This is a genomic window from Dickeya zeae NCPPB 2538, from assembly GCF_000406165.1.
Classification (GTDB): Bacteria; Pseudomonadota; Gammaproteobacteria; order Enterobacterales; family Enterobacteriaceae; genus Dickeya; species Dickeya zeae.
On the sequence record NZ_CM001977.1, the window covers coordinates 2,628,369 to 2,650,702 of the forward strand.

General features: G+C 53.2%; 23 protein-coding genes. 6 read left to right on the forward strand and 17 right to left on the reverse strand.

What is annotated here, in order from left to right:
* Positions 1 to 123: 123 nt before the first annotated feature.
* Positions 124 to 957 (reverse strand): helix-turn-helix domain-containing protein, encoded by an 834-nt coding sequence (locus DZE2538_RS11510; protein ID WP_038916398.1) that lies wholly within the window; start codon positions 955 to 957, stop codon positions 124 to 126.
* A 178-nt stretch (positions 958 to 1,135) separates the two neighbouring features.
* Here DZE2538_RS11510 and DZE2538_RS11515 point away from each other — a divergent pair, with 178 nt between their 5' ends.
* The 3 genes from DZE2538_RS11515 to DZE2538_RS11525 are packed head-to-tail and all read left to right on the forward strand — an operon-like array spanning position 1,136 to position 4,027.
* Entirely contained in the window at positions 1,136 to 2,275 is a 1,140-nt protein-coding gene (locus DZE2538_RS11515) for a tyramine oxidase subunit B (RefSeq protein ID WP_019846074.1), read from the forward strand.
* A 15-nt stretch (positions 2,276 to 2,290) separates the two neighbouring features.
* Entirely contained in the window at positions 2,291 to 2,713 is a 423-nt protein-coding gene (locus DZE2538_RS11520; protein ID WP_038916399.1) for a RidA family protein, read from the forward strand.
* Between the two features lie 21 nt (positions 2,714 to 2,734).
* Positions 2,735 to 4,027, forward strand: coding sequence for an NAD(P)/FAD-dependent oxidoreductase (locus tag DZE2538_RS11525; protein WP_038916400.1), 1,293 nt, complete (start codon positions 2,735 to 2,737; stop codon positions 4,025 to 4,027).
* A 43-nt stretch (positions 4,028 to 4,070) separates the two neighbouring features.
* Here the strand turns inward: DZE2538_RS11525 and DZE2538_RS11530 are convergent, their stop codons facing one another.
* On the reverse strand, positions 4,071 to 4,982 hold the full coding sequence (locus DZE2538_RS11530; protein WP_038916401.1) for a LysR family transcriptional regulator: 912 nt from the start codon (positions 4,980 to 4,982) through the stop codon (positions 4,071 to 4,073).
* Positions 4,983 to 5,078: 96 nt separating this feature from the next.
* Between DZE2538_RS11530 and DZE2538_RS11535 the strand changes: the two genes are divergently transcribed.
* A complete protein-coding gene (locus DZE2538_RS11535) occupies positions 5,079 to 6,065 on the forward strand; it encodes an NAD-dependent epimerase/dehydratase family protein (protein ID WP_038916402.1) in 987 nt (328 codons plus the stop codon).
* 422 nt (positions 6,066 to 6,487) lie between these two features.
* Here DZE2538_RS11535 and DZE2538_RS11540 read toward each other — a convergent pair whose 3' ends face one another.
* The 6 genes from DZE2538_RS11540 to nac form a co-directional block, all read right to left on the reverse strand.
* Complete coding sequence (locus tag DZE2538_RS11540) at positions 6,488 to 7,222, reverse strand: amino acid ABC transporter ATP-binding protein (RefSeq protein ID WP_012770276.1); 735 nt, start codon at positions 7,220 to 7,222, stop codon at positions 6,488 to 6,490.
* Positions 7,219 to 7,989: an amino acid ABC transporter permease gene (locus DZE2538_RS11545; protein WP_019846069.1), complete on the reverse strand. Its 771-nt coding sequence runs from the start codon at positions 7,987 to 7,989 to the stop codon at positions 7,219 to 7,221. The genes DZE2538_RS11540 and DZE2538_RS11545 overlap by 4 nt, the downstream gene beginning before the upstream one ends.
* Positions 7,990 to 7,994: 5 nt before the next feature.
* Positions 7,995 to 8,690 (reverse strand): amino acid ABC transporter permease, encoded by a 696-nt coding sequence (locus DZE2538_RS11550; protein ID WP_026358059.1) that lies wholly within the window; start codon positions 8,688 to 8,690, stop codon positions 7,995 to 7,997.
* A gap of 22 nt (positions 8,691 to 8,712) precedes the next feature.
* The gene (locus DZE2538_RS11555) at positions 8,713 to 9,465 is read right to left on the reverse strand and encodes an SDR family oxidoreductase (protein WP_019846067.1); all 753 of its coding nucleotides are present in this window, start codon (positions 9,463 to 9,465) and stop codon (positions 8,713 to 8,715) included.
* Positions 9,466 to 9,590: 125 nt separating this feature from the next.
* Entirely contained in the window at positions 9,591 to 10,019 is a 429-nt protein-coding gene (locus tag DZE2538_RS11560; RefSeq protein WP_038916403.1) for an acetyl-CoA carboxylase biotin carboxyl carrier protein, read from the reverse strand.
* 108 nt (positions 10,020 to 10,127) lie between these two features.
* Entirely contained in the window at positions 10,128 to 11,051 is a 924-nt protein-coding gene (gene nac, locus DZE2538_RS11565) for a nitrogen assimilation transcriptional regulator NAC (protein ID WP_038916404.1), read from the reverse strand.
* A 343-nt stretch (positions 11,052 to 11,394) separates the two neighbouring features.
* On the opposite strand from nac, the gene DZE2538_RS11570 reads away from it, so the two are divergent.
* Positions 11,395 to 12,597 (forward strand): pyridoxal phosphate-dependent aminotransferase, encoded by a 1,203-nt coding sequence (locus DZE2538_RS11570; RefSeq protein ID WP_019846064.1) that lies wholly within the window; start codon positions 11,395 to 11,397, stop codon positions 12,595 to 12,597.
* Positions 12,598 to 12,878: 281 nt separating this feature from the next.
* On the opposite strand, the gene DZE2538_RS11575 is transcribed toward DZE2538_RS11570, so the two are convergent.
* Genes DZE2538_RS11575 through DZE2538_RS11590 form a run of 4 tightly spaced genes read right to left on the reverse strand, consistent with a single transcriptional unit; the run spans position 12,879 to position 16,166 of the window.
* Complete coding sequence (locus tag DZE2538_RS11575; RefSeq protein ID WP_038917169.1) at positions 12,879 to 13,646, reverse strand: 5-oxoprolinase subunit PxpA; 768 nt, start codon at positions 13,644 to 13,646, stop codon at positions 12,879 to 12,881.
* 9 nt (positions 13,647 to 13,655) lie between these two features.
* Entirely contained in the window at positions 13,656 to 14,636 is a 981-nt protein-coding gene (locus DZE2538_RS11580; protein WP_019846062.1) for a 5-oxoprolinase subunit C family protein, read from the reverse strand.
* On the reverse strand, positions 14,633 to 15,322 hold the full coding sequence (gene pxpB, locus DZE2538_RS11585; protein WP_019846061.1) for a 5-oxoprolinase subunit PxpB: 690 nt from the start codon (positions 15,320 to 15,322) through the stop codon (positions 14,633 to 14,635). The genes DZE2538_RS11580 and pxpB overlap by 4 nt, the downstream gene beginning before the upstream one ends.
* Positions 15,323 to 15,329: 7 nt before the next feature.
* Positions 15,330 to 16,166, reverse strand: a complete 837-nt coding sequence (locus DZE2538_RS11590) for a transporter substrate-binding domain-containing protein (protein ID WP_038916405.1) — start codon at positions 16,164 to 16,166, stop codon at positions 15,330 to 15,332.
* Between the two features lie 289 nt (positions 16,167 to 16,455).
* Here DZE2538_RS11590 and DZE2538_RS11595 point away from each other — a divergent pair, with 289 nt between their 5' ends.
* Positions 16,456 to 17,373 (forward strand): DMT family transporter, encoded by a 918-nt coding sequence (locus DZE2538_RS11595; protein ID WP_038916406.1) that lies wholly within the window; start codon positions 16,456 to 16,458, stop codon positions 17,371 to 17,373.
* A gap of 48 nt (positions 17,374 to 17,421) precedes the next feature.
* On the opposite strand, the gene DZE2538_RS11600 is transcribed toward DZE2538_RS11595, so the two are convergent.
* The 5 genes from DZE2538_RS11600 to DZE2538_RS11620 form a co-directional block, all read right to left on the reverse strand.
* Positions 17,422 to 17,847 (reverse strand): phage terminase small subunit, encoded by a 426-nt coding sequence (locus DZE2538_RS11600; protein ID WP_038916407.1) that lies wholly within the window; start codon positions 17,845 to 17,847, stop codon positions 17,422 to 17,424.
* 282 nt (positions 17,848 to 18,129) lie between these two features.
* Positions 18,130 to 19,131 carry a transketolase family protein gene (locus DZE2538_RS11605; RefSeq protein ID WP_023639988.1) on the reverse strand — a complete coding sequence of 334 codons (1,002 nt, stop codon included), beginning with the start codon at positions 19,129 to 19,131 and terminating at the stop codon, positions 18,130 to 18,132.
* A complete protein-coding gene (locus DZE2538_RS11610; protein ID WP_038916408.1) occupies positions 19,128 to 19,976 on the reverse strand; it encodes a transketolase in 849 nt (282 codons plus the stop codon). The genes DZE2538_RS11605 and DZE2538_RS11610 overlap by 4 nt, the downstream gene beginning before the upstream one ends.
* 14 nt (positions 19,977 to 19,990) lie before the next feature.
* Positions 19,991 to 20,740 (reverse strand): SDR family NAD(P)-dependent oxidoreductase, encoded by a 750-nt coding sequence (locus DZE2538_RS11615; protein ID WP_019846055.1) that lies wholly within the window; start codon positions 20,738 to 20,740, stop codon positions 19,991 to 19,993.
* Between the two features lie 44 nt (positions 20,741 to 20,784).
* Positions 20,785 to 22,116, reverse strand: coding sequence for an MFS transporter (locus DZE2538_RS11620; protein ID WP_038916410.1), 1,332 nt, complete (start codon positions 22,114 to 22,116; stop codon positions 20,785 to 20,787).
* Between the last annotated feature and the right edge of the window lie 218 nt (positions 22,117 to 22,334).

The window sequence follows — 22,334 nt, forward strand, 5'->3', positions numbered from 1 at the left end:
GAGTGAAATTTTTCAGACAATCTGCGTTGCCTGAAGCAGGTAACTTCACTGAATCATTTCCCCGTATACGCGGATAGAAAAAATCGGACAGGGCAACGGTGCAGGCTTGCACCGTTGTGGTGCCTAGTGGTAGCGCAGGCGATGGAGTAACGCATCGTCTGCAATGTGCCGTTGGTAATCGCACGGTGTGATACTGACGAACTTCTTAAATTCGCGCAGAAAGTGCGACTGGTCGCTAAAACCAAGGTCGAACGCCAGGTTGCTAAAGGAAATATCTTCTTGTGAGTGAATGCGGTGCAGTGCGGACTGGCCGCGCAGAATACGACTAAATGCTTTCGGTGATAACCCGGTGTCCTGGCGGAACTGCCGCTGAATAGTCCGGCACGTATAGCCGGTCAACGTTTCCAGTTGATCGATACGGATATTCCCTTTCTGCTGCACCATCGCCCGAATAATTGAGGTGGTTACCGATGAGGACTTACGCACCAGCCTTGGCATGAAATGGGCATTAAATAATGAGATTTGCCGCGAAAAATTACGCTCCTGCACAATTTGCTCAAACGCCAACCGGGCATCTGGCACCACCTCAAGAAAGCTGAATTCACGGTTGGCGACCTCCTCGGCCATCACATCAAGAAAATCAGGAATGACGCCCGGCGCGAAACGTACGCCGAAATAATGATGGTTGTGCAGCATGTCAGCACCACGTGCTTCCAGCGTGGTCCCGCACACACGGCCTTTGGGATTGAGCGGATCGCAATCAAAAACGATATCCACACAGCCGTCAGGCACCGCCAGCGTCATCTCTGCCGTTTGCGCCACATCGAAGCTGTAAAAATGTGAAATTGCCGGGTTTTCTGAGGCGGTCACCGAGTAATGCTGCGCAGCATTGAGCACAAACCACGGCTGTTCCGGGAGAAAACTTCCCGCAGGGCGACAAAGGGAATTTTCAGACATAACACGCTCCGATATCGACTAAGCCTATCGCTGGATAATGCAAACCCTGTGCCACGCCGATGTCGCAAATATTCAATACAGGCCGACTACCGTCACGTATTTCTATGGTCATTCACCTGCATGCCGGTCGCACTGTGTCGACGGCAATACTGAAAATAAAACAGAAAGGGGCCAGACCATGACTGATTCAACCCGGATTGATTTTATCTACCTGTCGGAGCAGGACATGATCCGTGCGGGGGTTACCGACATGCCCGCTTGCGTCGACACCATGGAGGAGATGTTTGGTTTGCTTTATCGGGGGGACTACCGCATGGCTGGCGCGAATAACGATTCACATGGCGCGATGGTGACCTTCCCGGAAAACTCGCCGTTCCCAACCATGCCGAAACCGACGGCCGATCGCCGTTTAATGGCGATGCCCGCCTATCTTGGCGGCAGTTTTGGCACCGCCGGGGTGAAGTGGTATGGCTCGAATATCGCCAACCGCGAAAAGGGGTTACCGCGCTCCATTCTGATGTTCACGCTCAGCGATGCCGATACCGGCGCACCGTTGGCGCATATGTCTGCCAACCTGCTCTCTGCTTATCGAACGGGTGCGGTACCCGGCGTTGGGGCACGTCATCTGGCGCGCAAAGATTCACGGGTGATTGGCTTGCTAGGGCCTGGCGTGATGGGGAAAACGGCCGTGTCGGCGTTTATCGCCGTCTGCCCGCAGATTGACACCATCAAAGTGAAGGGGCGTGGTCAGCGTAGCCTCGATAACTTCATCACCTGGGTAAACACCACTTACCCGCAAATCAAGCATATCGAAATCGTCGACACGCTGGAGGCCGTGGTGCGCGATTCAGATATTGTCACCTATTGCAGCTCGGGCGAAGTCGGCGAGCCTGATAGCTATCCACTGGTGAAACGCGAATGGGTAAAACCCGGTGCCTTCCTTGCTATGCCTGCGCTGTGCAACATCGACGCCGGAATGGAACAAAGTGACGTGCGTAAAGTACTGGATAACACCGGCCTCTATCAGGCCTGGTTTGAAGAGGTCCCCAAACCTGCACATAAAACGATTCCGGTGATTGGCGTGCGCTTTATGGACATGATTGCCGAAGGGAAACTGACGACAGAGCAACTGGAAGACATCGGTAAGATTGTGGCCGGTGATGCGCCGGGGCGTCAGAACGACGACGAAATTATCATCATGTCGGTGGGTGGCATGCCAGTGGAAGATGTGGCCTGGGGAACCGTGATATATCGCAATGCGCTGGCTAACGACATCGGCGTGAAATTAAACCTGTGGGAAACCCCGGTACTGAGCTAATTAAGGGCAACCAGCATGACACGTATCATTAAAGTAAAAACTGGCTCGAAATTTGAAGAAGTGGGCAGCTACTCACGCCTTGTCGCGGTGGATAACTGGATTTATGTCTCGAATACCGCGGGTCGTAATCCGGTCAGTCAGGAAATCCCAACTGATGTGAGTGAACAGACGTTGCAAGTGTTCGCCAACATTGAAGCAGCACTCGCAGCCATTGATGCCTCGCTGAAAGATGTCGTGTTCTCGCGGGTGTTTATTCAGGATCCAGACGATGTACCAACAGTCATGGCCATCATCGGGGATAAGTTTCGGGGTATCAATCCTGCCACCACGGTGACCTGTCCACCGTTGGGCTCGACGGTTTACAAAGTGGAATTGGAGGTCACGGCGTACCGTGGGGCTGCCAGTGCTGACGTTCAGGAAATCACCGTTGCGCCGTAAGGCGCAATAAGGAGGCGCACGATGTCACCAGAAATTACCCCCGTTACCACATCATCTGATTTTCCTGAATCCACCACTGTCGTCATTATTGGCGGCGGCATCGTCGGTTTAACCGCCGCGCTGACGCTGGCAGAGCGCAATATTCCAGTGGTGGTGCTAGAGAAAGGACGTATTGCGGGTGAGCAGTCATCGCGCAATTTAGGCTGGATTCGTAAAACCAGTCGTGCCGCCGATGACATTCCACTGGCGCAGGCCGCTGACCGCCTGTGGGCTGAAATGGCGGCACGCGTTGGCTGCGATGTGGGTTATCGTCAGGCAGGCATTATGTTCATTGCCCGCAGTGAAGCACAAATGGCGCTACACGAAAGTTGGTATAAAGCGGTCGCACCGCTTGCGCTGGATACCCTACTGCTGAGTAAAGCAGACATTGCTGAGCGAGTACCGGGTGGAAAAGGTACATGGGCTGGGGGGATTTTTACCGCTTCCGATGGCCGTGCGGAGCCGACACTGGCAGCCAGCGCGATTGCTCGTGCAGCTATCGCCAAAGGCGCGATCATCGTTGAACAGTGTGCCGTGCGCACGCTGGAGACAAGTGGTGGCAAGGTGAGTGGTGTCGTCACCGAGCGAGGTGAAATTCGCTGCGAGCAAGTGCTACTGGCGGCAGGTGCCTGGTCGCGGCGTTTTCTTGGTAATCTGGGTATTGCGTTACCCACGCTGCCGCTGATTTGTTCGGTGATGCGCACCAAACCGCTGGAAGGGCCAACCACCATCGCTGTCGGTGCACCAGACTTCTCATTTCGTCAACATCAGGATGGCGGTTTTATTATTACCCAGCGTGGCGCACTGGATGCACCGCTGACGCTCGACCACCTGCTGATTGGTATGCGTTATCTACCGCAACTGCGCCAGGCGCGTGACAACCTGCGCATTTCACTTGGCACCTATTTTGTTAAAGATTTGGCGTTGGCCCGCCGCTGGCCCAGAGATCATCGCTCACCGTTTGAGCGCATTCGCACGCTTAATCCTGCCGCGAATACAGCGCTGAATCAGGAAGCGATGCGTAACCTGCGTGCAGCCTGGCCGGTATTTGAGCAGGCGGAAGTGGCACAAGCGTGGGCTGGCGTGATCGATGTAACACCAGATTCCAACCCGGTGATAGGGGAAGTCGCGGCACTGAAAGGCTTGACGCTAGCGACAGGTTTCTCCGGCCATGGTTTCGGTACATCGCCTGCCGCAGGGCAGTTGGCTGCTGACCTGGTATCCGGTCATACGCCGCTGATTGACCCGAAGCCGTATCGCTTTGCTCGTTTCTGACAGCGTGCGCGATTTATCGCGCACTGCCCGTTAAAGGAAAAGTTTACCGTTTATGCACCCGATGGATGTATTCCTGTAATCCCTCTGCCAGCATATCGAAAACCCGTTTGCAGCACGGGCTATGGCGCAGGTCTTCGTGCATCACTACCCATGTATCCAGGTGCAGCGAAAAAAAATCAGGGAGTACCCGCTGAAGTGGAATCCCCCCATCAGCAAGTTGTACCTGACAGATACCGATACCTGCACTGGCGCGAATCAGATTCAGCTGTGCCAGGTCGCTGTCTGTACGCATAGAAAAAACATCGCGCTGAAACTGAGGGTACGGTTTTAATGCCTTGCGGATAAGGGGTGTGCTCTGATCAAAACCAATCAGTGCATGCGTCAGCAAATCATCGATACTTTCGGGTATTCCCTGTCGTGCAAGATATGCCGCAGACGCGTGCAGACCGACTTCGATCCTGCCCAGGCGACGTGCGACAAGCTGCTTCTGTAGTGGTGGTGCCATGCGTACAGCAATATCGGCTTCCCGGTGAAGAACATCCTGGAACCGGTTTGACAGCACTAACTCAATCACTATTTTCGGGTAGGCCTGCCTGATCCGGGTAATGAGTGGCGGTAGTACCTCAGCCCCCATCACTTCACTGGCAGAAACGCGCACCACCCCACATGTAGCTGCGCTGTCTATATTCAGGTTGGCCGCGGTTCGCAAAAGGGCGTTAGCGGTGCTCTCCATGGTTTCTGCATGTGCCTGTAGCGCCAGCGCAGCATCAGTCGCCAGCAAGCCGGTCTGGGAACGTGTGAATAACACCTGACCGAGGGCTGACTCCAGCCCGGCAACGTGGCGCCCCGCCGTTGGCTGCGTAATATCAAGCGTACGTGATGCACCCGATAACGACCCTTCCCTCAGCACGGCCAGAAATGTTCGGTACCACTCCCACGGAATAGATGTTGTCATACAAAAATGTATAGTCGCTCAATAAAGATATGCAATTTCATTGGACATGGACCAGGAGTACGCTGTCAAGCATCAATCGATTAAGAGGCGAAGGACATGGAAACCAAAGGCAATGTGCTCATACTGGGGGCGACTGGCGGCCTTGGCGGTGAGGTGACGCGGCGGCTCATTCAGGAAAAGTGGAGCGTACGGGCACTGAAACGTGGTTTACCGGCCAGCACGCAGAATGATGGCATCCAGTGGGTGACGGGGGATGCTCTTGACGCACAACAGGTCGCGACAGCCGCAGCGGGATGCAGTGTGATCGTTCACGCCGTCAACCCGCCCGGCTACCGCAACTGGAAAAATCTGGTATTGCCCATGCTGCGTAACACGATAAACGCAGCAGAACAAAACGGAGCCTTAATTGTGCTCCCTGGCTCCGTTTACAACTATGGACCTGATGCCTTTCCGCTATTACGCGAAGACGACAGCCAGATGCCGGTGACAAAAAAAGGCGCTATCAGAGTTCAAATGGAGAAAGAGCTGCTGGCCTACTCACAGCGTGGTGGACGGGTGTTAATCGTCCGTACGGGGGACTTTTTTGGCCCGCAGGCCGGTAATAACTGGTTTTCGCAAGGGCTGATCAAGCCGGGTAAACGTCCGGATGTGATTAACAATCCCGGTTCGCCCGGAATCGGCCATCAGTGGGCCTATTTGCCTGATATTGCCGAAACGATTGCTGCGCTACTGGCTCGCCGGACGGAGCTTGAGCCGTTTGCCTGCTTCCACATGCAAGGTCATTGGGATCACGACGGTACCGACATGGTAACCGCGATTCAGCGGGTCACCGCCAGCGATGGTGGCGTTGCCAAAATACAGCCATTTCCTTGGTGGTTCATTTATATGGCAGCCCTTTTCAATGTGACCTTGCGTGAGCTGTTAGAAATGCGCTACCTGTGGCGCCAGCCAGTACGCCTGCACAATGCCAAACTCGTTAAGTTTTTAGGTGTAGAGCCACATACCCCTCTTGATGAAGCGGTTCACATGACACTGCGAGGCCTGGGTTGCATTGGTGATAAGCCATCTGAGGTTGGCGCATAATAGCGCCCAAAAAATGAATTGCTATATATCGGTTATGCCGAATACTTTAATTTTCCAGAAAATTATAAAAAACCATCACAAGCCTAATAAGTATTAAATACATCACGACTTCACACCTCAGTTATGAATATAAAAATGGTGTTCTACTGAGAACACCACTCTCAGAAAATCAGTGTGTTGCTTTTTTAGTGCCATACGTGTTTGCGTATCATCCATAAAAACCACAAAGTGGAGCGGTAATCTGAAAAGCTATTTAGAACTCCTCATCGACAAGGATGCAAAATCCTGACAGGCATATCCTTCCCCCCTGATGGCAGCACGATAATTGACAGTGCACGATGCGCCCCCCCACCGCGGGTACTCTGCTCTGACATAATCGCCACCAGGATTACCCTGGTGGAAACGGACTGATGGTCTTGTCATCAATTCAATAAATCACTCAGGAAACGCTGTGCGCGAGGGTGCTGCGGCGCGCTAAAGAACTGTTCCGGCTTGGCCTTTTCGAGAATTTCCCCTTGATCCATAAACCAGATGGTATCGGCCACATCGCGGGCAAAATGCATCTCATGCGTCACACACATCATGGTCATGCCTTCCTGTGCCAGCGAACGCATCACGTTTAACACCTCGCCCACCATTTCAGGATCCAGCGCTGATGTGGGCTCATCAAACAACATGACCGGCGGCTTCATCGCCAACGCACGAGCAATAGCGACTCGCTGTTGCTGGCCACCTGAAAGCTGCGCCGGATAGGCGTTGGCTTTGTGCGACAATCCAACGCGCTCCAGCAATTCACCGGCATGTTTACGTGCTTCGGAACGCTTGATCCCCAGTACTTTCACTGGAGACATCATGATGTTGTCCATCACCGATACATGCGGGAACAGATTGAAATTCTGGAAAACAAAACCAATCCGTGTGCGTAGTTGATTCAATCGCGTACTGCTGCCGTGAATATCCATGCCATCAAACAGAATCTGCCCTTGCTCAATAGGTTCAAGGCGGTTGACCGTACGAATCAGTGTGGACTTACCTGAGCCTGATGGGCCGCAAACCACCACCACTTCCCCCATGTTGACTTCGGCGCTAAGGTCAGTCAGCGCATGGTAGTCTCCATACCACTTGTTAACCTGATTAAACAAAATCATCGGGATCATGATGCTTCCTTATTCAGATTGCGGTTAGCTAAAAAAAGGGGGCTGTTCTGCCCTTCTCCTTGTGATGGCAGCTCGCCCCGCCGTTTGTTGGCAATATAGCTTTCAAGCTTATTCGCCAGCCATGTCAGACTAAAACAGATGATGTAATAACTCAGGGCGACAATCGAAAACACCTGAAATGGTTTGGTCAACAGTTGATTACTCACCTGATTGGCGGCATAAGTCAGTTCCGGCACGTTGATGACGTAGCCAAGCGTACTGTCTTTGATGATCGACACCAGTTGGCTCACCAGGCTTGGCAGAGAATTGAACAAAGCCTGCGGTAAAACGACCAATCGTAGGGTTTTCAGGTAACTCATCCCCAGTGCCCGCGAGGCTTCATACTGGCCATGCGGCAACGCCTGAATGCCGCCGCGGACAATCTCGGCGATGTAGGCGCTTTCATAGATAACCAGCGTGCAAAGCATGGTGGAAAAACCACTGATATTCTGCCCAATCAGCATAGGCACGCAAAAGTACGTCCAAAACACCACCATCATTAACGGAATACCACGCAGCGTGTAGACCCACGCGGTGGCGGCCCAGCGTAATCCGCGCCACGGCGACAGACGCGCGAGCCCGACCAACACGCCAAGCGGAAAGGAGAGCACCACGGCCAGCAGCGAGATTAAAAGGGTGCAAAGCACACCGCCCAGCGGCCCGTTCGGATATTGCCCCATCAGAAGCAGCATACTGTGGTCGTGCAGAATAGTGAAAACGTCAAACATAGCGTTTACCTCGCATACACGCGTTGAAAGTGACTCCCCAGCAGCGCCCCCAGCCCCATCAACAACAGTGAAAATGCCAGATATCCCAGCGTGCCAATCACATACGCTTCGAAGGTGTGGAAGGTCTGATTTTCAATATCGCGTGTGACATACGTCAATTCAGCCACGCCGATGACCATCGCCAGACTGGTATTTTTAAACAACAACACCGAGTGGTTAATCAACGCAGGCAGCGCATTACGGATCCCCTGCGGCAAAATCACCTCTCGCATCGCCCGCATATAACTCATTCCCAGTGCGCGCGCGGCCTCATTTTGTCCATCTGGGATGGCGCGCAGGCCGCTGCGAATGTCTTCGGAGAAATAGGCCGCCTGACATAATCCCAATGCGAACATCGAGAAAAGAAACTCGGCATTGAACGCGTTGATCCAACCTTGTACCGATTCCGGCAGCAGCGTCGGAATGGCGAAATACCACATCATCAATTGGATAAGCGTGGGCACATTGCGGTGATAGGAGATGTATGCCGCCACCAGCCACGTGGCGACGCGGTGTTCAGTCAGACGGATAACCAACAGCAACAGTGCGATAAACATGGCCAGCAGCCAGGCACCCAGCGCCAGTTCCAGCGTAACAGTCGCGCCTTGCACGACCATCGCGCCATAATGGCCTGTTAATACAGTACTAAAGTCGAGCGCCATAATGAGCCTCCTGTACACCCGGTCAAACGACGTTTTCGCCGGGCCGCATCGTAGACAGCCCGCCGGGAACCTGAAGCGTCGGCGTAATTTCTATATTGCCGATGTTCACCGCCACCGGCGCGCCAATGGCAAAGGCCACACAATCGGCAATATCTTTTGCCTGGGGCAGCTCAAAGCCATCAATAAACCGTCGGCGGGCATCCTCATGATCGCCGGATACGTTGCCGAAAATATCGGTCGCGACCCGCCCCGGACAAATTTCCGTGATGCGAACACGTTTGCCATAACAGTCAACACGCAGTTGCCGCGATAAAGCATGTACCCCGGCTTTGGTCGCGTGATAAACCGAGTTGCCGTTAAAGTTATAAATAGCGGCGATAGAGGTAATGTTGATGACGTGGCCGCAGTCACGCGCCACCATGCCCGGAACCAGCAGGCGACACAAATGCAGTACCGCGCGCAGGTTGACGCTCAACTGGGTTTCAATAACCTCTTCACTGGCATTCAGGATAGAACCGGGGTGCGAGACGCCAGCGTTATTCACCAGAATATCAACCTGCAAATCACTGCACAGGCGGGTCAACGCATCGAGATCAGCTACGTCCAGCGTATGGGGAATACAGCCGGTACGTTCAGCCAGTACGGCCAGTTGTTCCTGCCTGCGGGCAACCGCATGCACAGTGAGACCTTCCTGGCATAAACGTTCGACGATGGCTTCCCCCATACCGGCGGATGCCCCCGTTACCAGAGCGACGTTGTAATCTGAAAATGGCATTTTGCCTCTCCTGTCATGACTGCGGTCATCAATGCCGCAGCGTATTTATTGCGTATTTTTGACTCTATTCAGTTATGCCTCGGTGGTATAAGACATAAATGGTTTGAGGCGATAAGGGGGTCTTATCATTCTGATGCCATAGTCACATCATCTTGAATTTTCAAAATTTCCTGGCCGAACTCCACCACATCGCCATCACTGACGGTGAAGGTAATCAGCCGCCCTGATACCGTGCTTCGGACAGGTAAATAAAGGGAGCCCACCTTCAGCATCGCCAACATCTCGTGTTGGTTAACCATCGCGCCCGGCACCGCGAAATTGCCGTCGAGCAGCGGATGACGGAGTAACACGCGTCCCGGAGCGGGGGCACACAGCGATATTGACGGCACCGTTACGCAAAACGGTTTCGCGGGCGCGGCAGGCAATGCAACGTGTGGAACGGTGGTAAGACGAATCGACCATGTCTCGCCCTTTAGCGCGACATGCGAAATCGACGTGGCGCGCAGGCTTCGGGCCAGTTGCTGTAACACCTTCAGTGTGATCGTTTTTCCCATATCCGAACCCGGTTACCGGTAACTATTTTCAGTGAAGGTCTTCACTTTATCCTGTACGCACGGCTGACCAGTAAGAGGGTTTGGTTTTACGGTAATAAGGGCGGCTTATTAACTCACCAGCATCAGCGGGCGGTTATCCGGCGTTCGGTTCGACACCAATGACAACAAAATAGACTTCACGGCCTCTGCCGGTTCCGAGAGCGGTAAATGGTCGGAGATGCAAAACGAGAGCGAAGCATGAACATCCGGTTCGATAATTTTCGCCATCCACGCATTGGATGGCTTCAGCATCGCGCGTGCAGCGGACTCCGGCATGATCGTACAACCCAGCCCCTCCGCCAGCGCCGCATTGAGCGTAGTCTGCGACTCAATTTCACAAGCGACCCGGTAATCCAACCCTTTCTTAGCAAAAGCGTCATCCACACACTTACGCATGATGTTGTAAATGCGCGGCACGAACAGGTCGTAGTGCGCCACCTCAGCAAGCGCTATCTCTTTTACCGGCGTACCCAGACTGTTCGGACAGACAAAACACAGGTGCTCCCTCATTAAAGGAATAAAGCGCAGCCCGTGGATGGCACGGTTATCGTAGATCACCGCCATATCCATCCGCCCGTTCATAATCAGCTCACTTAAGGTCGTGCCGAAATTTTCGTTAAAGTAGAGCACGATGCCGGGATGTTGGCGCTGCACCTCCTTCATCAGTGGAATGGCAAGCTGCTGTGCTGCCGTGCCGGGAGCCAGGCCGACGGAAACATTGCCGCATAATTCCAGTCCTGAACGGTCGATAGCACTTTGCGCCTGTGCGCACTGGCGCAAAATCGCCTGTGCATGGGTATAAAGAATGTTGCCAGCGGTGGTTGGCGTCACCCCGCGCTTGGTGCGGATTAACAGTTGCTGATTCACTTCCCCTTCCAGCGTTGCCAGTTGCTGGCTGAGTGCGGGCTGGGCGATATGCAGAATATCCGCCGCCTGGGTTAAGCTGCCCACATCAACAATTTTGATAAAATATTTCAGGCGACGTAGATTCATGGCGTTTCTCCAGTGAGGGCTTTCTCATCACTTAAGCAACGGATATGCCAGTTATGATGATGGCGAAACCACACCGGTTACTTATGATGTAATTCGCTCATAATCTATACAATTATCACTCAGCCCGCATTCCACCACGGGTACGCCGCACCGCAGCGGTGCAAATCAACACCGCATTGCATCGTTGCGGGGGCTCCAAAGGTCTCTGTCATTGCTTTGTATTATGTCGCCACAATAAAGCAGTATTATCCGCTCCCCAACGCTGTTCCCTATCCTCAAACACGCATCACCCTCCACCGTGCACAAGCGCGGTCCCCGCTGAACCAACTGGAACACCTGTGATATGCCAGAAATTGCCGATCGACTTAAAAACATAGCCATTTCAGCGTCCGTTGCGATGACGCAAAAGGCGCGGGATCTCGCCGCGCAGGGTATTGATGTTGTTGGGCTTTCCACCGGCGAACCGGATTTCCCCACGCCCGTACATGCGATCGAAGCGGCCCATGCCGCCGCACTCGCCGGAGACACACGCTATCCCCCCATCGACGGCACGCCGGCGTTGCGGATGGCCATCCAACGCAAATTCAAACGCGACAACGGGCTGGATTATGACCTGAGCCAAATCATCACCGCAGGCGGTGCCCGGCAGATCATCTTCAATGCCATGATGGCAACGCTGAATCCCGGTGATGAAGTGGTGATCCCCACGCCGTCATGGATTAGCTATGCGGACATTGTAAAATTCGCTGGTGCGACCCCCATCCCCGTCCCCTGCCATGAAGAACATGGTTTTAAGCCGCTGCCTGCGGATATCGCCGCGGTGGTAACCGCGAAAACCAAATGGCTGGTGCTGAACTACCCCAGTAATCCCACCGGAGCCGTCGCCAGCCGTGAGGAATTACAGGGTATCGCCGATGTGATGCTCGATAATCCGCATGTCTGGATCCTGAGCGACGATATCTATGAACACCTGATTTACGACGACTGCGTATTCCTGACGCTGGCGCAGGTAGAACCGCGGCTGTACGACCGTGTGTTGACCGTCAATGGTGTGTCGAAAGCCTATTCCATGACCGGCTGGCGTCTGGGCTTTTGCGGCGGCCCCGCACCGCTTATCAAAGCGATGAGTAATGTGAACACCCAGAACGCCGGTGGCATTACGACGCTGACGCAGGCGGCAGCTGTCGCCGTGCTGGATGGCCCTCAGGATTTGCTCAAAGAACGCGCTGCGATTTATCGAGAGCGCCGCGATTTTGTACTGGAGAAACTGGCTGCTATTCCAGGGCTGACGTGCCATAAGCCACAGGGCGCATTTTATCTGTTTGTGAATATCGCCGCGTTTATCGGAAAAACCAGCGCCGCCGGGCGATTGATTGCCAGCGATACAGATTTTGTGATGGCATTAATTGAAGAGCAGCATGTGGTGACTGTTCAGGGCGCGGCCTATGGTATCAGTCCCTATATTCGCCTCTCGTACGCCACCAGTATCGAGCGCCTGCAAACCGGTTGCGAACGCCTAGCCGCATTTTGCAAAGGCTGCGGGTAAACGCCCTCTCCCCGGTAGCACGGCACGGGTGCCTGCCGGGGCGACACCCACACCTCCTTGCAAGATTACCACGCCCTGTTAAACGCCGTTCAGAGCGCCTTCGTCATGTTGGGGTCGCGCGGTTTAAGCATATGGAAGACGGAAGAAAAAAGCCGGATAAGAGCGCCGACCGAGGATGCTGACGCAGGTCATGTTCAGTCTGGATAGAATGGTTTTGAAAACCGTATCGGCATGTCGGGGAAGCGTCACCTCGCTCCCCGACAAATCAAATCACAGACACGCTACTGCAACACGTGGGTAGCCGGGGCCACCACTGCGCCGCAGGCTTCAATCTCGCTGCGGACAATCTGTGCAAGCCTCAGCGAACCCGGTGTATCGCTATGCACCAGAATGGACTGGGCGCGCACGGCAAGCGAGTGTCCCTCAACGGTGGTTATCGTGCCTTGTTGCAGGAACTGGCGCACCCGGCTACGCACCGCATCTTCTTCTGTAATCACTGCACCCGGCGCACCGCGCGGCACCAGACGCCCCGTCGCGTCGCAGGCACGGTCAGCCAGAAACAGAGGCAAACTGGGTAAACCTACACGTTGGGCTGCCCGTTCAATAATAGTATCCGCCTGACAAAAAATGATCAGCGCGGGGTCAAGACGGTAAATCGCCAGCATCACTTGCTGCGCCAGTGTCTCATCCCGATTAATCATATTGCCCATCGCCGCGTGAAAACTGACGTGCGACACGCTTACGCCCTCAGTTCTGGCTATCGCCTGCAGCGCGCCTATCTGATAAATCACCTGCTGACAAATCTCATCGTGGCTAAAAGCCATCTCTTTACGCCCGAATCCTAATCTGTCTGGTAAGCCGGGATGTGCACCGATGCCCACCCCTCGATGTTTTGCCAGCCGAACCATTTTTGTCATGATGGACGGATCTCCCGCATGAAAGCCACAGGCGATATTCGCCGATGAAACCACTTGCATCAGGGCTGCGTCATCGCACAGTTGATAGACACCAAACCCTTCGCCCATATCGGCATTCACATCTATTTTCATCATCTGTCATCATCCGTTCATGTGGTTAAAGCAGCGGGAAAAATCCCGCAGTTGCGCCAGCCAGCCCTCAATCGCCCGCCGCGCCGCGATGGCCTGCTTCCCATCGCCTTGCATGAATTGAATCGACTGCCCGGCCTGTAGCTGCCCGAGCCGCCATAAATCCTCCTCAATCACACAGGCAATTTTGGGGTATCCCCCTGCCGTATTGGCATCGCTTAACTGAATGATCGGTTCCCCGGCGGGAGGAACCTGCACAATGCCGGGGATCAGGCCATAAGAGCGCATTTCAATGGTGTGGGAAGGGTAAATCGGTTCGCCGGAAAGCCGGTAACCGGTACGGTTACTTTGTCTGGAAATCTGCCAGGGTTGCCGCCAGAAACGCGCATGATCGGTTGCGAACAGGGCATACTCACCGGATGGAATAGCACGCACCGGCACCACGCCCTGATTCGCCGCCGGGAACACGTCGCACAGCGCCAGTTCCGGGGGTTCAATGCCTAACCCTCCCGGCGGTAAGGTGATTCGGCCGACACCTGTCGGTAATCTATCGCCAGCCTGCAGCGGGCGTCCGTCAACGCCGCCAAACCCGCCACGCAGCGCCGTACTGCGCGAGCCTAACACCTCGGGAACCGTAATTCCGCCTGATACACAGAGGTAACCACGCGTACCGGAACGCGGATAGCGCATCTCCAACACCTGCCCTTTGGCAACCCGGCAGCCCCACCAGGGCGGCAGGTCGTCGTCATCAAGCCGCGCACGGCAATCCGCCCCCGTCAGGGCGATCGCCATATCTTGTTGGAAACGCACACGAAAGGGGAACATTTGCACCTCAACGGCGGCGGCGTTATCGTCATTACCCAGTAACGCATTGCCCGCCCGCAGAGCCAGTGGGTCCATCACGCCGCTCACCGACACCCCCAGATGACGAAAGCCGAAGCGCCCCAAATCCTGCACCGTGTTCAGCGCACCCGTGCGCTCGATTTCAATCACAGTTCGATCCTTTCGGGTAAAAAACGGATGTTATCGCCGGGCGCCATCAACGCGGGGCTGGCGGCGTAAGGGTCAAAGACCTGCAAATCCGCATAGCCGATGGCGTTCCAGCCGTTGGGACCGGTCAACACCGACACCCCCGTCTGTGCTCCGCCAATGGTGACCGTGCCCTTGGGCATATTGAGCGACGGTACTTTTTTACGCGGCGTCGCGAGCTGCGGATCCAACCCATGCAGATAACCAAAACCGGGGGCGCTACCCAGCGCAACAACCGTGTAGCTCCCCTGATAATGGCGACGAATGACCTCTTTTTCGCTCAAACCGGTATGGTGGCAAACCGCTGCCAGATCGCTTGCCAACACACCGCCATAGTGAACCGGAATTTCGATCAGCCGTCCTTGCGGACTCACTTCCCGTACCTGCCGCCAGTATTCACGCAGCCGCTGCGGGAAAGCCGCCTCCTCTTCCGGGGTACGTTTGAGCAATACCAGTAAATTGGTGACACCGGGAATCAGCGTTTCGACATCATCACAGTGAGCGAGTATTTGCGCCAGTGACCAGATACGCCGCTGGGCAGCCAGGCTAAACTCCCCAGGCGCTTCCACCAGCCAGGCCCGGCTCCCCATGGCCGAGAGAGTGACATCCGCCTCCTGAAAAACAGCCGCGTGTTGCGCTAACCAGCCCATAACTTACTTATTCCAGCGGTTCAAATTTCAGGCTCGACAACGGCTGCACACGCTCTTCGCGCACCATTTGGTATTCGGTGTTCGGCCCAATCCAGCTCTCCCAGATTTTGTCGATGGTTCCGTTGTCATCCAGGGTTTTCAGGCTAGTGTTGACGGCTGCCAGCAGTGCCGGTTCGTCACGTTTCATGCCCACGCCAATCGGTTCCAGCGCCATCGGTTCTTTGATCATCGCCAGTTCAATACCATCTTTTTTCGCCTGTGAGACCATCTTGATGCCGGTCATCATATTGGTGACGAATCCCACCGCTTTGTTTTGTTCCAGTGCGAGAAATGCGGACGCTGAATCCTGGAAGGTGACCGCTTTACCGCCTTTAAGGTTGATCGACTGCTCAGACGTGGTTCCTTTTGTCGCGCTGATGCGTTTGCCTTTGAAATACTCAAGGGTTTTATCTGCATTCTCTTTCTTCACCAGCAACATCTCTTTAGCCACGTAGTACGGATCGCTGAACTGGATTTGGTTACCGCGGGTTTTCGTGTAGGCCAGATTGGCGATCAGCACATCGGCGCGTCCGGTAACAATCACGGCAATGCGGGCTTCTACCGATGTCGGCACCAGCGTCAGCTTCAGCCCCATTTGCTTCGCCAGCGCATTGCACAGGTCAACATCCATTCCCACCAATTGACGTGTATTCGCATCCGGTGATGAAAACGGGGGAACATCAGAATAAACCGCACACTTCAACTCCCCCCGGGTAGTCATATCGGCCAGCAGGTCCGCCTGCGCGCCAATGCTGGTGAATAAAACTGACGATGCCAAAACGGCAGATAATTTTTTTACTGTCATGATGTTTCCCCCAAAGTGTTAATGCTTTGAATACACGACTTTTTATTACCGGAGCGGCCCAGTACGGCAGCCCGTATTCTCTGGAATATACGGACTTTGCGATTAACGGCATAAGAGGGAAACCCTGTCGCGAGATACACAATTTATATGACCACTATCATGCCCCACAGGCGGAAATCGGTAATAAGAAAAGATTATTCGGACAGAGGGAAATTATCTTATCAGTGCACTTTACCGGCGTTTTAAGGTGAGGACTCATCTACACCGGTAGGTTGTAAAAGGTAAGACAATGAATGCCAAACTTGGGATATTGCTGAAAATAATGTCAGCGCTGTGTGCGACATTAATGCTGGCCTGCGTCAAAGGCTTACACGGCGCCATTCCCACCGGAGAAGTCATTTTTTTCCGCTCATTTGTCGCCCTATTTCCACTGTTGTTGTGGTTAAAACTACAAGGCAGCATTACAGCAAGCATCAAAACGCACAATATTTTCGGCCATGTTATTCGCGGTGTATCCGGTACTGGCGGCATGTATTTCAACTATCTGGCGCTGATTTATATCTCGCTGGCCGACGCCACGGCCATCAGTTACGCCGTACCGTTATTTACCGTTCTCATGGCCGCGATATTGTTGAAAGAGACAGTACGCTTTTATCGTTGGCTGGCGGTTCTGGTCGGCTTTAGCGGCATTGTGGTTATGCTGTCGTCAAACCTCACGCTCGGTCACAGGGTATGGGCATCCGGCTTTACCTTTGACGACGCCGCGCTGGGAACGCTCTTTGCCTTGCTTGCGGCAGTCTGCTCCGCCACATCAAATGTACAAATCCGCTTCCTGAATGGCGTCGAAACGCCGGGGGCGATCGTTTTCTATTTTTCGCTGATGACGACGCTGATTGGCCTCTCGACCACATTTTGGGGCTGGGCACGTCCTGTTGGCGGGCAATGGGCGTTGCTGATTGGCTGCGGCGTATTTGGCGGGCTGGCGCAAATTCTGGTCACGCTCAGCCTGCGCTATGCCGACGCGTCACTACTCGCACCGTTTGATTACACCACGCTAGTGTGGTCGATGGTGATAGGTTATTTGTTTCTCGACAGCTTACCCGGCAACGCCACCTTGCTTGGAGCATCGATTATCGTCATGGCCGGGATCTTCACGCTGTGGTGCGATCAGCGTCAACGCAAAAGGCCGATAATCCGCGCGCTATAACCATGATGCCTCGTCATTGATACAGCGCTTTTTACCGAGCGAGCCGCGCTATATCAGCGTGATCTGCCGGATATTAAGATGGTGTGATAGCTCGCGCATGATGACCAGATAGCTGACGAACCCGACGTCATCCGGGAATTCACCGTCGCGTTTGGGGCTGCCAGAAATTACATCCGCTACCCGGTTGAACACATCCTCGATCTGCAGCTGGGTCAGCATGTCATGGCTACCCGTGATGCGAGCAATCTCTTTAAGGTAAGGGTCGGCGCATGAAGCCTGTTGTGCCACCTGGCGTAGTGCCGGCGTTGCCTGAAGCACATCTTCAATGGTGGCAATCGCCATCTCGACTTCATAAGCAGATGGAATGGTGTGGCGAAAAAACCGATGAGCAATGGCCTGATACCCCAGTGGCAAAACGACTTCGGGGGAGGTAAAACTCACGCGATCATCACCAATAGTAAACCGCTCATTCATCGTCGACATTCCTGCAGCAACTGTCTAATGCCTAAAACAATAGCGCTGATACACCGCAAAAGGAAACCCTCCTTTTCATTAGCAGTCGAGAACCACGTGACGCCGCTATTGTTGCTCTGCGCTTGAAAAAGTGTATTTCCCGCTAAAAAAACAGTACCGCCGTATTTAACGGCGGTACTGTTTTTACTGCGCGATTCATGGTCGCGCTCTTGTGTGGCTACACGGTATAGGCTGCGGTATCACCAATAGTCACAGTCACACACCCACTCACCACGGACGACGTTATTTAAGCCGCTGTTTGATTTTCTCAACCATCATTGCGGTTGAAATACCATAACGGTCATGCAACGTCGGTAATGCCCCAGCGTGCAGGAATGCGTCAGGTAAGCCGACGGTATCAAACTCGGTGCGCACGCCCTTACGCATCAGCAACGCAGCAACCGCCTCACCCAGGCCGCCAATACAGGTGTGGTTTTCCGCTGTGATGACCAGCCGTCCCGGTTTGCCAACCTGTGCCAGAATGGTTTCCTCATCCAGCGGTTTGATGGTCGGCACGTGCAGCACGGCAACGCTGACGTTATCTTTTCGCAGTTGTTCCGCCGCCTCGAGCGCCCGCATGGTCATGATACCGGAAGAGATAATCAACACGTCCTTACCGTCTTCCAGCAATTTGGCTTTGCCCAACTCAAATTTATAGTCGTATTTATCGAGCACCACCGGCACCTTACCGCGCAACAGGCGCATATATACCGGCCCCTGATGATCGACCATCGCCGGTACCGCCTGTTCGATATCAATAGCGTCGCAAGGGTCAATAATGGTCATTCCCGGAATGCCGCGCATGATAGCCAGGTCTTCCGTGGCCTGATGGCTTGGGCCGTACCCGGTCGTCAAACCGGGCAACGCTGCGCAAATTTTGACGTTGAGCTGCTCTTCGGCAATCACCTGATGGATGAAGTCATATGCACGACGGGTGGCAAAAACGGCATAGGTGGTAGCAAAGGGAATAAACCCTTCTTTGGCCATACCGCCTGCCGCTCCCATCAGCAATTGTTCCGCCATCCCCATCTGGAAAAAGCGTTCAGGGTAAGCCTGGGCGAAAATATGCAAATCGGTGTATTTGGACAGATCGGCAGTCATGCCGACAATCTCTGGGCGTGTTTGTGCCAGTTTGACCAACGCATGGCCGAAAGGCGCGGAGCGGGTTTCCTGCCCTTCATCGGCAATCGACGCAATCATGGCGGATGTGGTCAAACGCGGTTTGGATTGTGTGGACTGACTCATAGCTGTACTCCCTCCGGTTTGTTCGCATCCAGTACCGCAATCGCTTGCTGCCATTCATCCGCATCAACACGGATAAAGTGATTCTTGTCGCGCGTTTCCAGGAAAGGCACGCCTTTTCCCATCAGGGTGTCACACAAAATAACGCGCGGTTGTTTTTCCGGGTGATGTTTCGCTTTATCAAACGCGTCGACCAATGCCGACACATCATTGCCGTTTACGCGCTGCACATACCAGCCAAAAGAGGCCCATTTCTCATGCAGTGGTTCAAACCCCAGAATATTGAGGGAGTTGCCATCCGCCTGCTGGCGGTTGATATCCACAATATTAATAAGATTCGGCAAGCCATGATGCGCGGCGGACATTGCCGCTTCCCAGGTCGACCCTTCATCCAGTTCACCGTCTGACATGGAGTTAATGACCAGAGACGTGCTCTGTTTTTGCCTCAGGCCCAGCGCCATGCCGACGGCGATACTCAGCCCCTGCCCTAACGAACCGCCGGAGATTTCCATCGCTGGGGTATAGCTCGCCATGCCGGACATCGGCAAACGGCTATCATCAGACCCATAGGTTTCAAGTTCAGCTTCCGGAATAATGCCGGCTTCAATTAACGCGGCGTAATAAGCAATCGCATAATGGCCGTGAGACAGCAGAAAGCGATCGCGGTTTTCCCATTCCGGCTCGTCAGGGCGATAATTCATGGTGTGGGCGAATGCGGTCGCCAATACATCGGCGTACCCCAGCGCCTGGCCGATATACCCTTGCCCCTGCACCTCTCCCATGCGCAGGGCATAGCGGCGAATACGCCACGCAGCTGCCGCCACTTTATTGATTTCTGATTGCAACATAACTCACCCTTACATTAATGGATTAACATTCCGCCATTGACATCCAGCGTGATACCCGTTGAATACGCGGACAGGTCACTGCCCAGGAATAATGCCGCGCGAGCGATGTCGATAGCGTCACCCAATCGATTTAATGGAATGCCGGAGAGAATATTTTGCTTCATCTCATCCGATAATTTACCGGCAGTAATATCCGTCTGAATCAGGCCTGGGGTAATACAATTAACACGCACATTATCCGGCCCCAATTCACGGGCCATGGCCTTGGCTAACCCCAGCACGCCAGCTTTGGCGGCGCTGTAATGCGGCCCACCGAAAATACCGCCACCCCGCTGTGCCGAAACAGAGGAAATACAAACGATGCTGCCAGATTTTTGTGCACGCATGGTGGGAATAACCGCCTGCGACATCAGCAAGGTACCGCGTAAACTGACATCTAATACGGCATCATAATTTTCGCGTTTAATATCCATCGTTTTAATGGGCTGTGTAATACCGGCGTTATTGACCAGAATATCCACACGGCCATATTTCCCGAGCACCTGCTCAATCGCCGCATTCACTTGCTGCTCGTTTGACACATTAGCCGCAACCCCCAAATGCTGCGTACCTAACATGGCCGCGGCGTCTTTGCTGGCTTTTTCATCCAAATCGAGAATAACGACGTTGGCACCATTTTCGGCAAACAGTTTAGCGGTAGCGAAGCCCAAACCACGTGGGGATGCCGCACCAGTAATAATGGCAACTTTGTCTTTGAGTAACATATTTTAACTCCAGTAATTTACGTTAATGAACGATCAGGAAGGTATTACCTGGGTTCATCAATCATCAGAATTAATCCCAGCCCAATGGCCGCACAGATACCGAAATATATGAAGACAGAATTAAAACTCCCGGTGTTATCCAATAAAAATCCAGCCAGCATCGGTGAAACGAATCCACCTAAATTCCCGCCACTATTAATAATCGATGCGGCGATGGGATAGGTTTTCTTATCAGCAACCGCCATGCCGTAGGCAGTAAATGCGGGCCAACCGATGTTAAGACACAGCCCAACAAAGAATAAACCGGTGCAAACCGCGACAGTACTTTGTGGAATATTCAGCATGATCAACATCATGATAATGGTGCTGACGGCAGTAAAAATCATCGTTGGTTTTCTGCGACGACCCAGAAGTTTATCAGAAACATAACCACCGAAAATCGCGCCGATAAATCCGCCAATACACGGCATACTGGCGACCAACCCCATACTCATAAAGTTAAAGCCTTTCTCTTTAACCAAATACATGGGGATCCATGTCAATAAACCATACAGCACGCTGACCATCATAAAATAAGCCAGGCAGTCACCTAATATGTTCTTTGACGTGAAAAGGCCTTTTATTGAATTTACCGGGTCCAGTTCTCTGACGCGGATAATCTTATCCAGCAAAAAGAATTTATCATCAGCAACAATGTTCTGCCTTCTGGTGCTGATGTCGTTATGATCGGTATTGATATAATCCAACTCAGTCTGGGAAACAAAATGGCTTTCCGAGGGTTTAGATTTCACCAACGCGTACCATGCTATTGCAGCCACAACCCCCGGGATGGCGAAGATAAAAAAGACCCAGCGCCAGCCCCAGGTCACCGCAATCCAGACAGCTAACGGCGGCACCAGAATAGGCGCGAACATAGTAGCAGCAATGTAAACCCCTGTTGCAGTTGCTTTTTCTTTTGCCGGAAACCAGTTATTAATGGTTGACGCCAACCCGACCGGGCATGGCCCTTCGGTTAATCCCAATCCTAACCGAATGAATTTCAATCCTAATACCGACGTCGCGGTTCCCATCAGCCAGGTAAATGCGGAGAAGCCGAATATGGAGAAAGCAACCAACCCGCGAATCCCTTTTTTAGCGATAAAAAAGCCTGCCGGAATTTGGCTAACGGCATAGCCCAGAAAAAACATACTGGCAATGGCACCCGCCTCAAAATTATTGATGTGAAACTCATTAATAATGAAGGGAAGTACTGCGCCAATGTTTGTACGGTCGGCATAATTAATCGCGTAAACAATAAATATTAAAGCAAGAACGACATAGCGATAATTCGTCTCTTTCGTTTTTATGTAGGGTACGGATTGTTCTATACGTGACATAGTGTAAACCTCTTTGTATGAACAACTATTTTTATTAAAAACTCAATAACGCCTCACTTAATCTTCGCAACCAATATAACTGGTGAAATAGAAAACAAAATATAATAAAACTCATTTAATGCTGAGAAAAATTTGACTCACGAATTTCATCACAAAAAAAACGTGATCGACATCGTGATTTTGTGTGTGAAAAGCGTTGAGATATAAATGTGCACGAC

What these genes read in the sequence shown, in the direction of transcription:
- DZE2538_RS11570 (WP_019846064.1), top strand. Translation starts at nt 11,395, where the DNA reads ATGCCAGAAATTGCCGATCGACTTAAAAACATAGCCATTTCAGCGTCC.
- DZE2538_RS11515 (WP_019846074.1), top strand. Translation starts at nt 1,136, where the DNA reads ATGACTGATTCAACCCGGATTGATTTTATCTACCTGTCGGAGCAGGAC.
- DZE2538_RS11590 (WP_038916405.1), bottom strand. Translation starts at nt 16,166, where the DNA reads ATGACAGTAAAAAAATTATCTGCCGTTTTGGCATCGTCAGTTTTATTC.
- nac (WP_038916404.1), bottom strand. Translation starts at nt 11,051, where the DNA reads ATGAATCTACGTCGCCTGAAATATTTTATCAAAATTGTTGATGTGGGC.
- DZE2538_RS11620 (WP_038916410.1), bottom strand. Translation starts at nt 22,116, where the DNA reads ATGTCACGTATAGAACAATCCGTACCCTACATAAAAACGAAAGAGACG.
- DZE2538_RS11540 (WP_012770276.1), bottom strand. Translation starts at nt 7,222, where the DNA reads ATGATCCCGATGATTTTGTTTAATCAGGTTAACAAGTGGTATGGAGAC.
- pxpB (WP_019846061.1), bottom strand. Translation starts at nt 15,322, where the DNA reads ATGGGCTGGTTAGCGCAACACGCGGCTGTTTTTCAGGAGGCGGATGTC.
- DZE2538_RS11600 (WP_038916407.1), bottom strand. Translation starts at nt 17,847, where the DNA reads ATGAATGAGCGGTTTACTATTGGTGATGATCGCGTGAGTTTTACCTCC.
- DZE2538_RS11615 (WP_019846055.1), bottom strand. Translation starts at nt 20,740, where the DNA reads ATGTTACTCAAAGACAAAGTTGCCATTATTACTGGTGCGGCATCCCCA.
- DZE2538_RS11575 (WP_038917169.1), bottom strand. Translation starts at nt 13,646, where the DNA reads ATGAAAATAGATGTGAATGCCGATATGGGCGAAGGGTTTGGTGTCTAT.
- DZE2538_RS11530 (WP_038916401.1), bottom strand. Translation starts at nt 4,982, where the DNA reads ATGACAACATCTATTCCGTGGGAGTGGTACCGAACATTTCTGGCCGTG.
- DZE2538_RS11545 (WP_019846069.1), bottom strand. Translation starts at nt 7,989, where the DNA reads ATGTTTGACGTTTTCACTATTCTGCACGACCACAGTATGCTGCTTCTG.
- DZE2538_RS11520 (WP_038916399.1), top strand. Translation starts at nt 2,291, where the DNA reads ATGACACGTATCATTAAAGTAAAAACTGGCTCGAAATTTGAAGAAGTG.
- DZE2538_RS11610 (WP_038916408.1), bottom strand. Translation starts at nt 19,976, where the DNA reads ATGTTGCAATCAGAAATCAATAAAGTGGCGGCAGCTGCGTGGCGTATT.
- DZE2538_RS11525 (WP_038916400.1), top strand. Translation starts at nt 2,735, where the DNA reads ATGTCACCAGAAATTACCCCCGTTACCACATCATCTGATTTTCCTGAA.
- DZE2538_RS11555 (WP_019846067.1), bottom strand. Translation starts at nt 9,465, where the DNA reads ATGCCATTTTCAGATTACAACGTCGCTCTGGTAACGGGGGCATCCGCC.
- DZE2538_RS11535 (WP_038916402.1), top strand. Translation starts at nt 5,079, where the DNA reads ATGGAAACCAAAGGCAATGTGCTCATACTGGGGGCGACTGGCGGCCTT.
- DZE2538_RS11605 (WP_023639988.1), bottom strand. Translation starts at nt 19,131, where the DNA reads ATGAGTCAGTCCACACAATCCAAACCGCGTTTGACCACATCCGCCATG.
- DZE2538_RS11595 (WP_038916406.1), top strand. Translation starts at nt 16,456, where the DNA reads ATGAATGCCAAACTTGGGATATTGCTGAAAATAATGTCAGCGCTGTGT.
- DZE2538_RS11560 (WP_038916403.1), bottom strand. Translation starts at nt 10,019, where the DNA reads ATGGGAAAAACGATCACACTGAAGGTGTTACAGCAACTGGCCCGAAGC.
- DZE2538_RS11550 (WP_026358059.1), bottom strand. Translation starts at nt 8,690, where the DNA reads ATGGCGCTCGACTTTAGTACTGTATTAACAGGCCATTATGGCGCGATG.
- DZE2538_RS11510 (WP_038916398.1), bottom strand. Translation starts at nt 957, where the DNA reads ATGTCTGAAAATTCCCTTTGTCGCCCTGCGGGAAGTTTTCTCCCGGAA.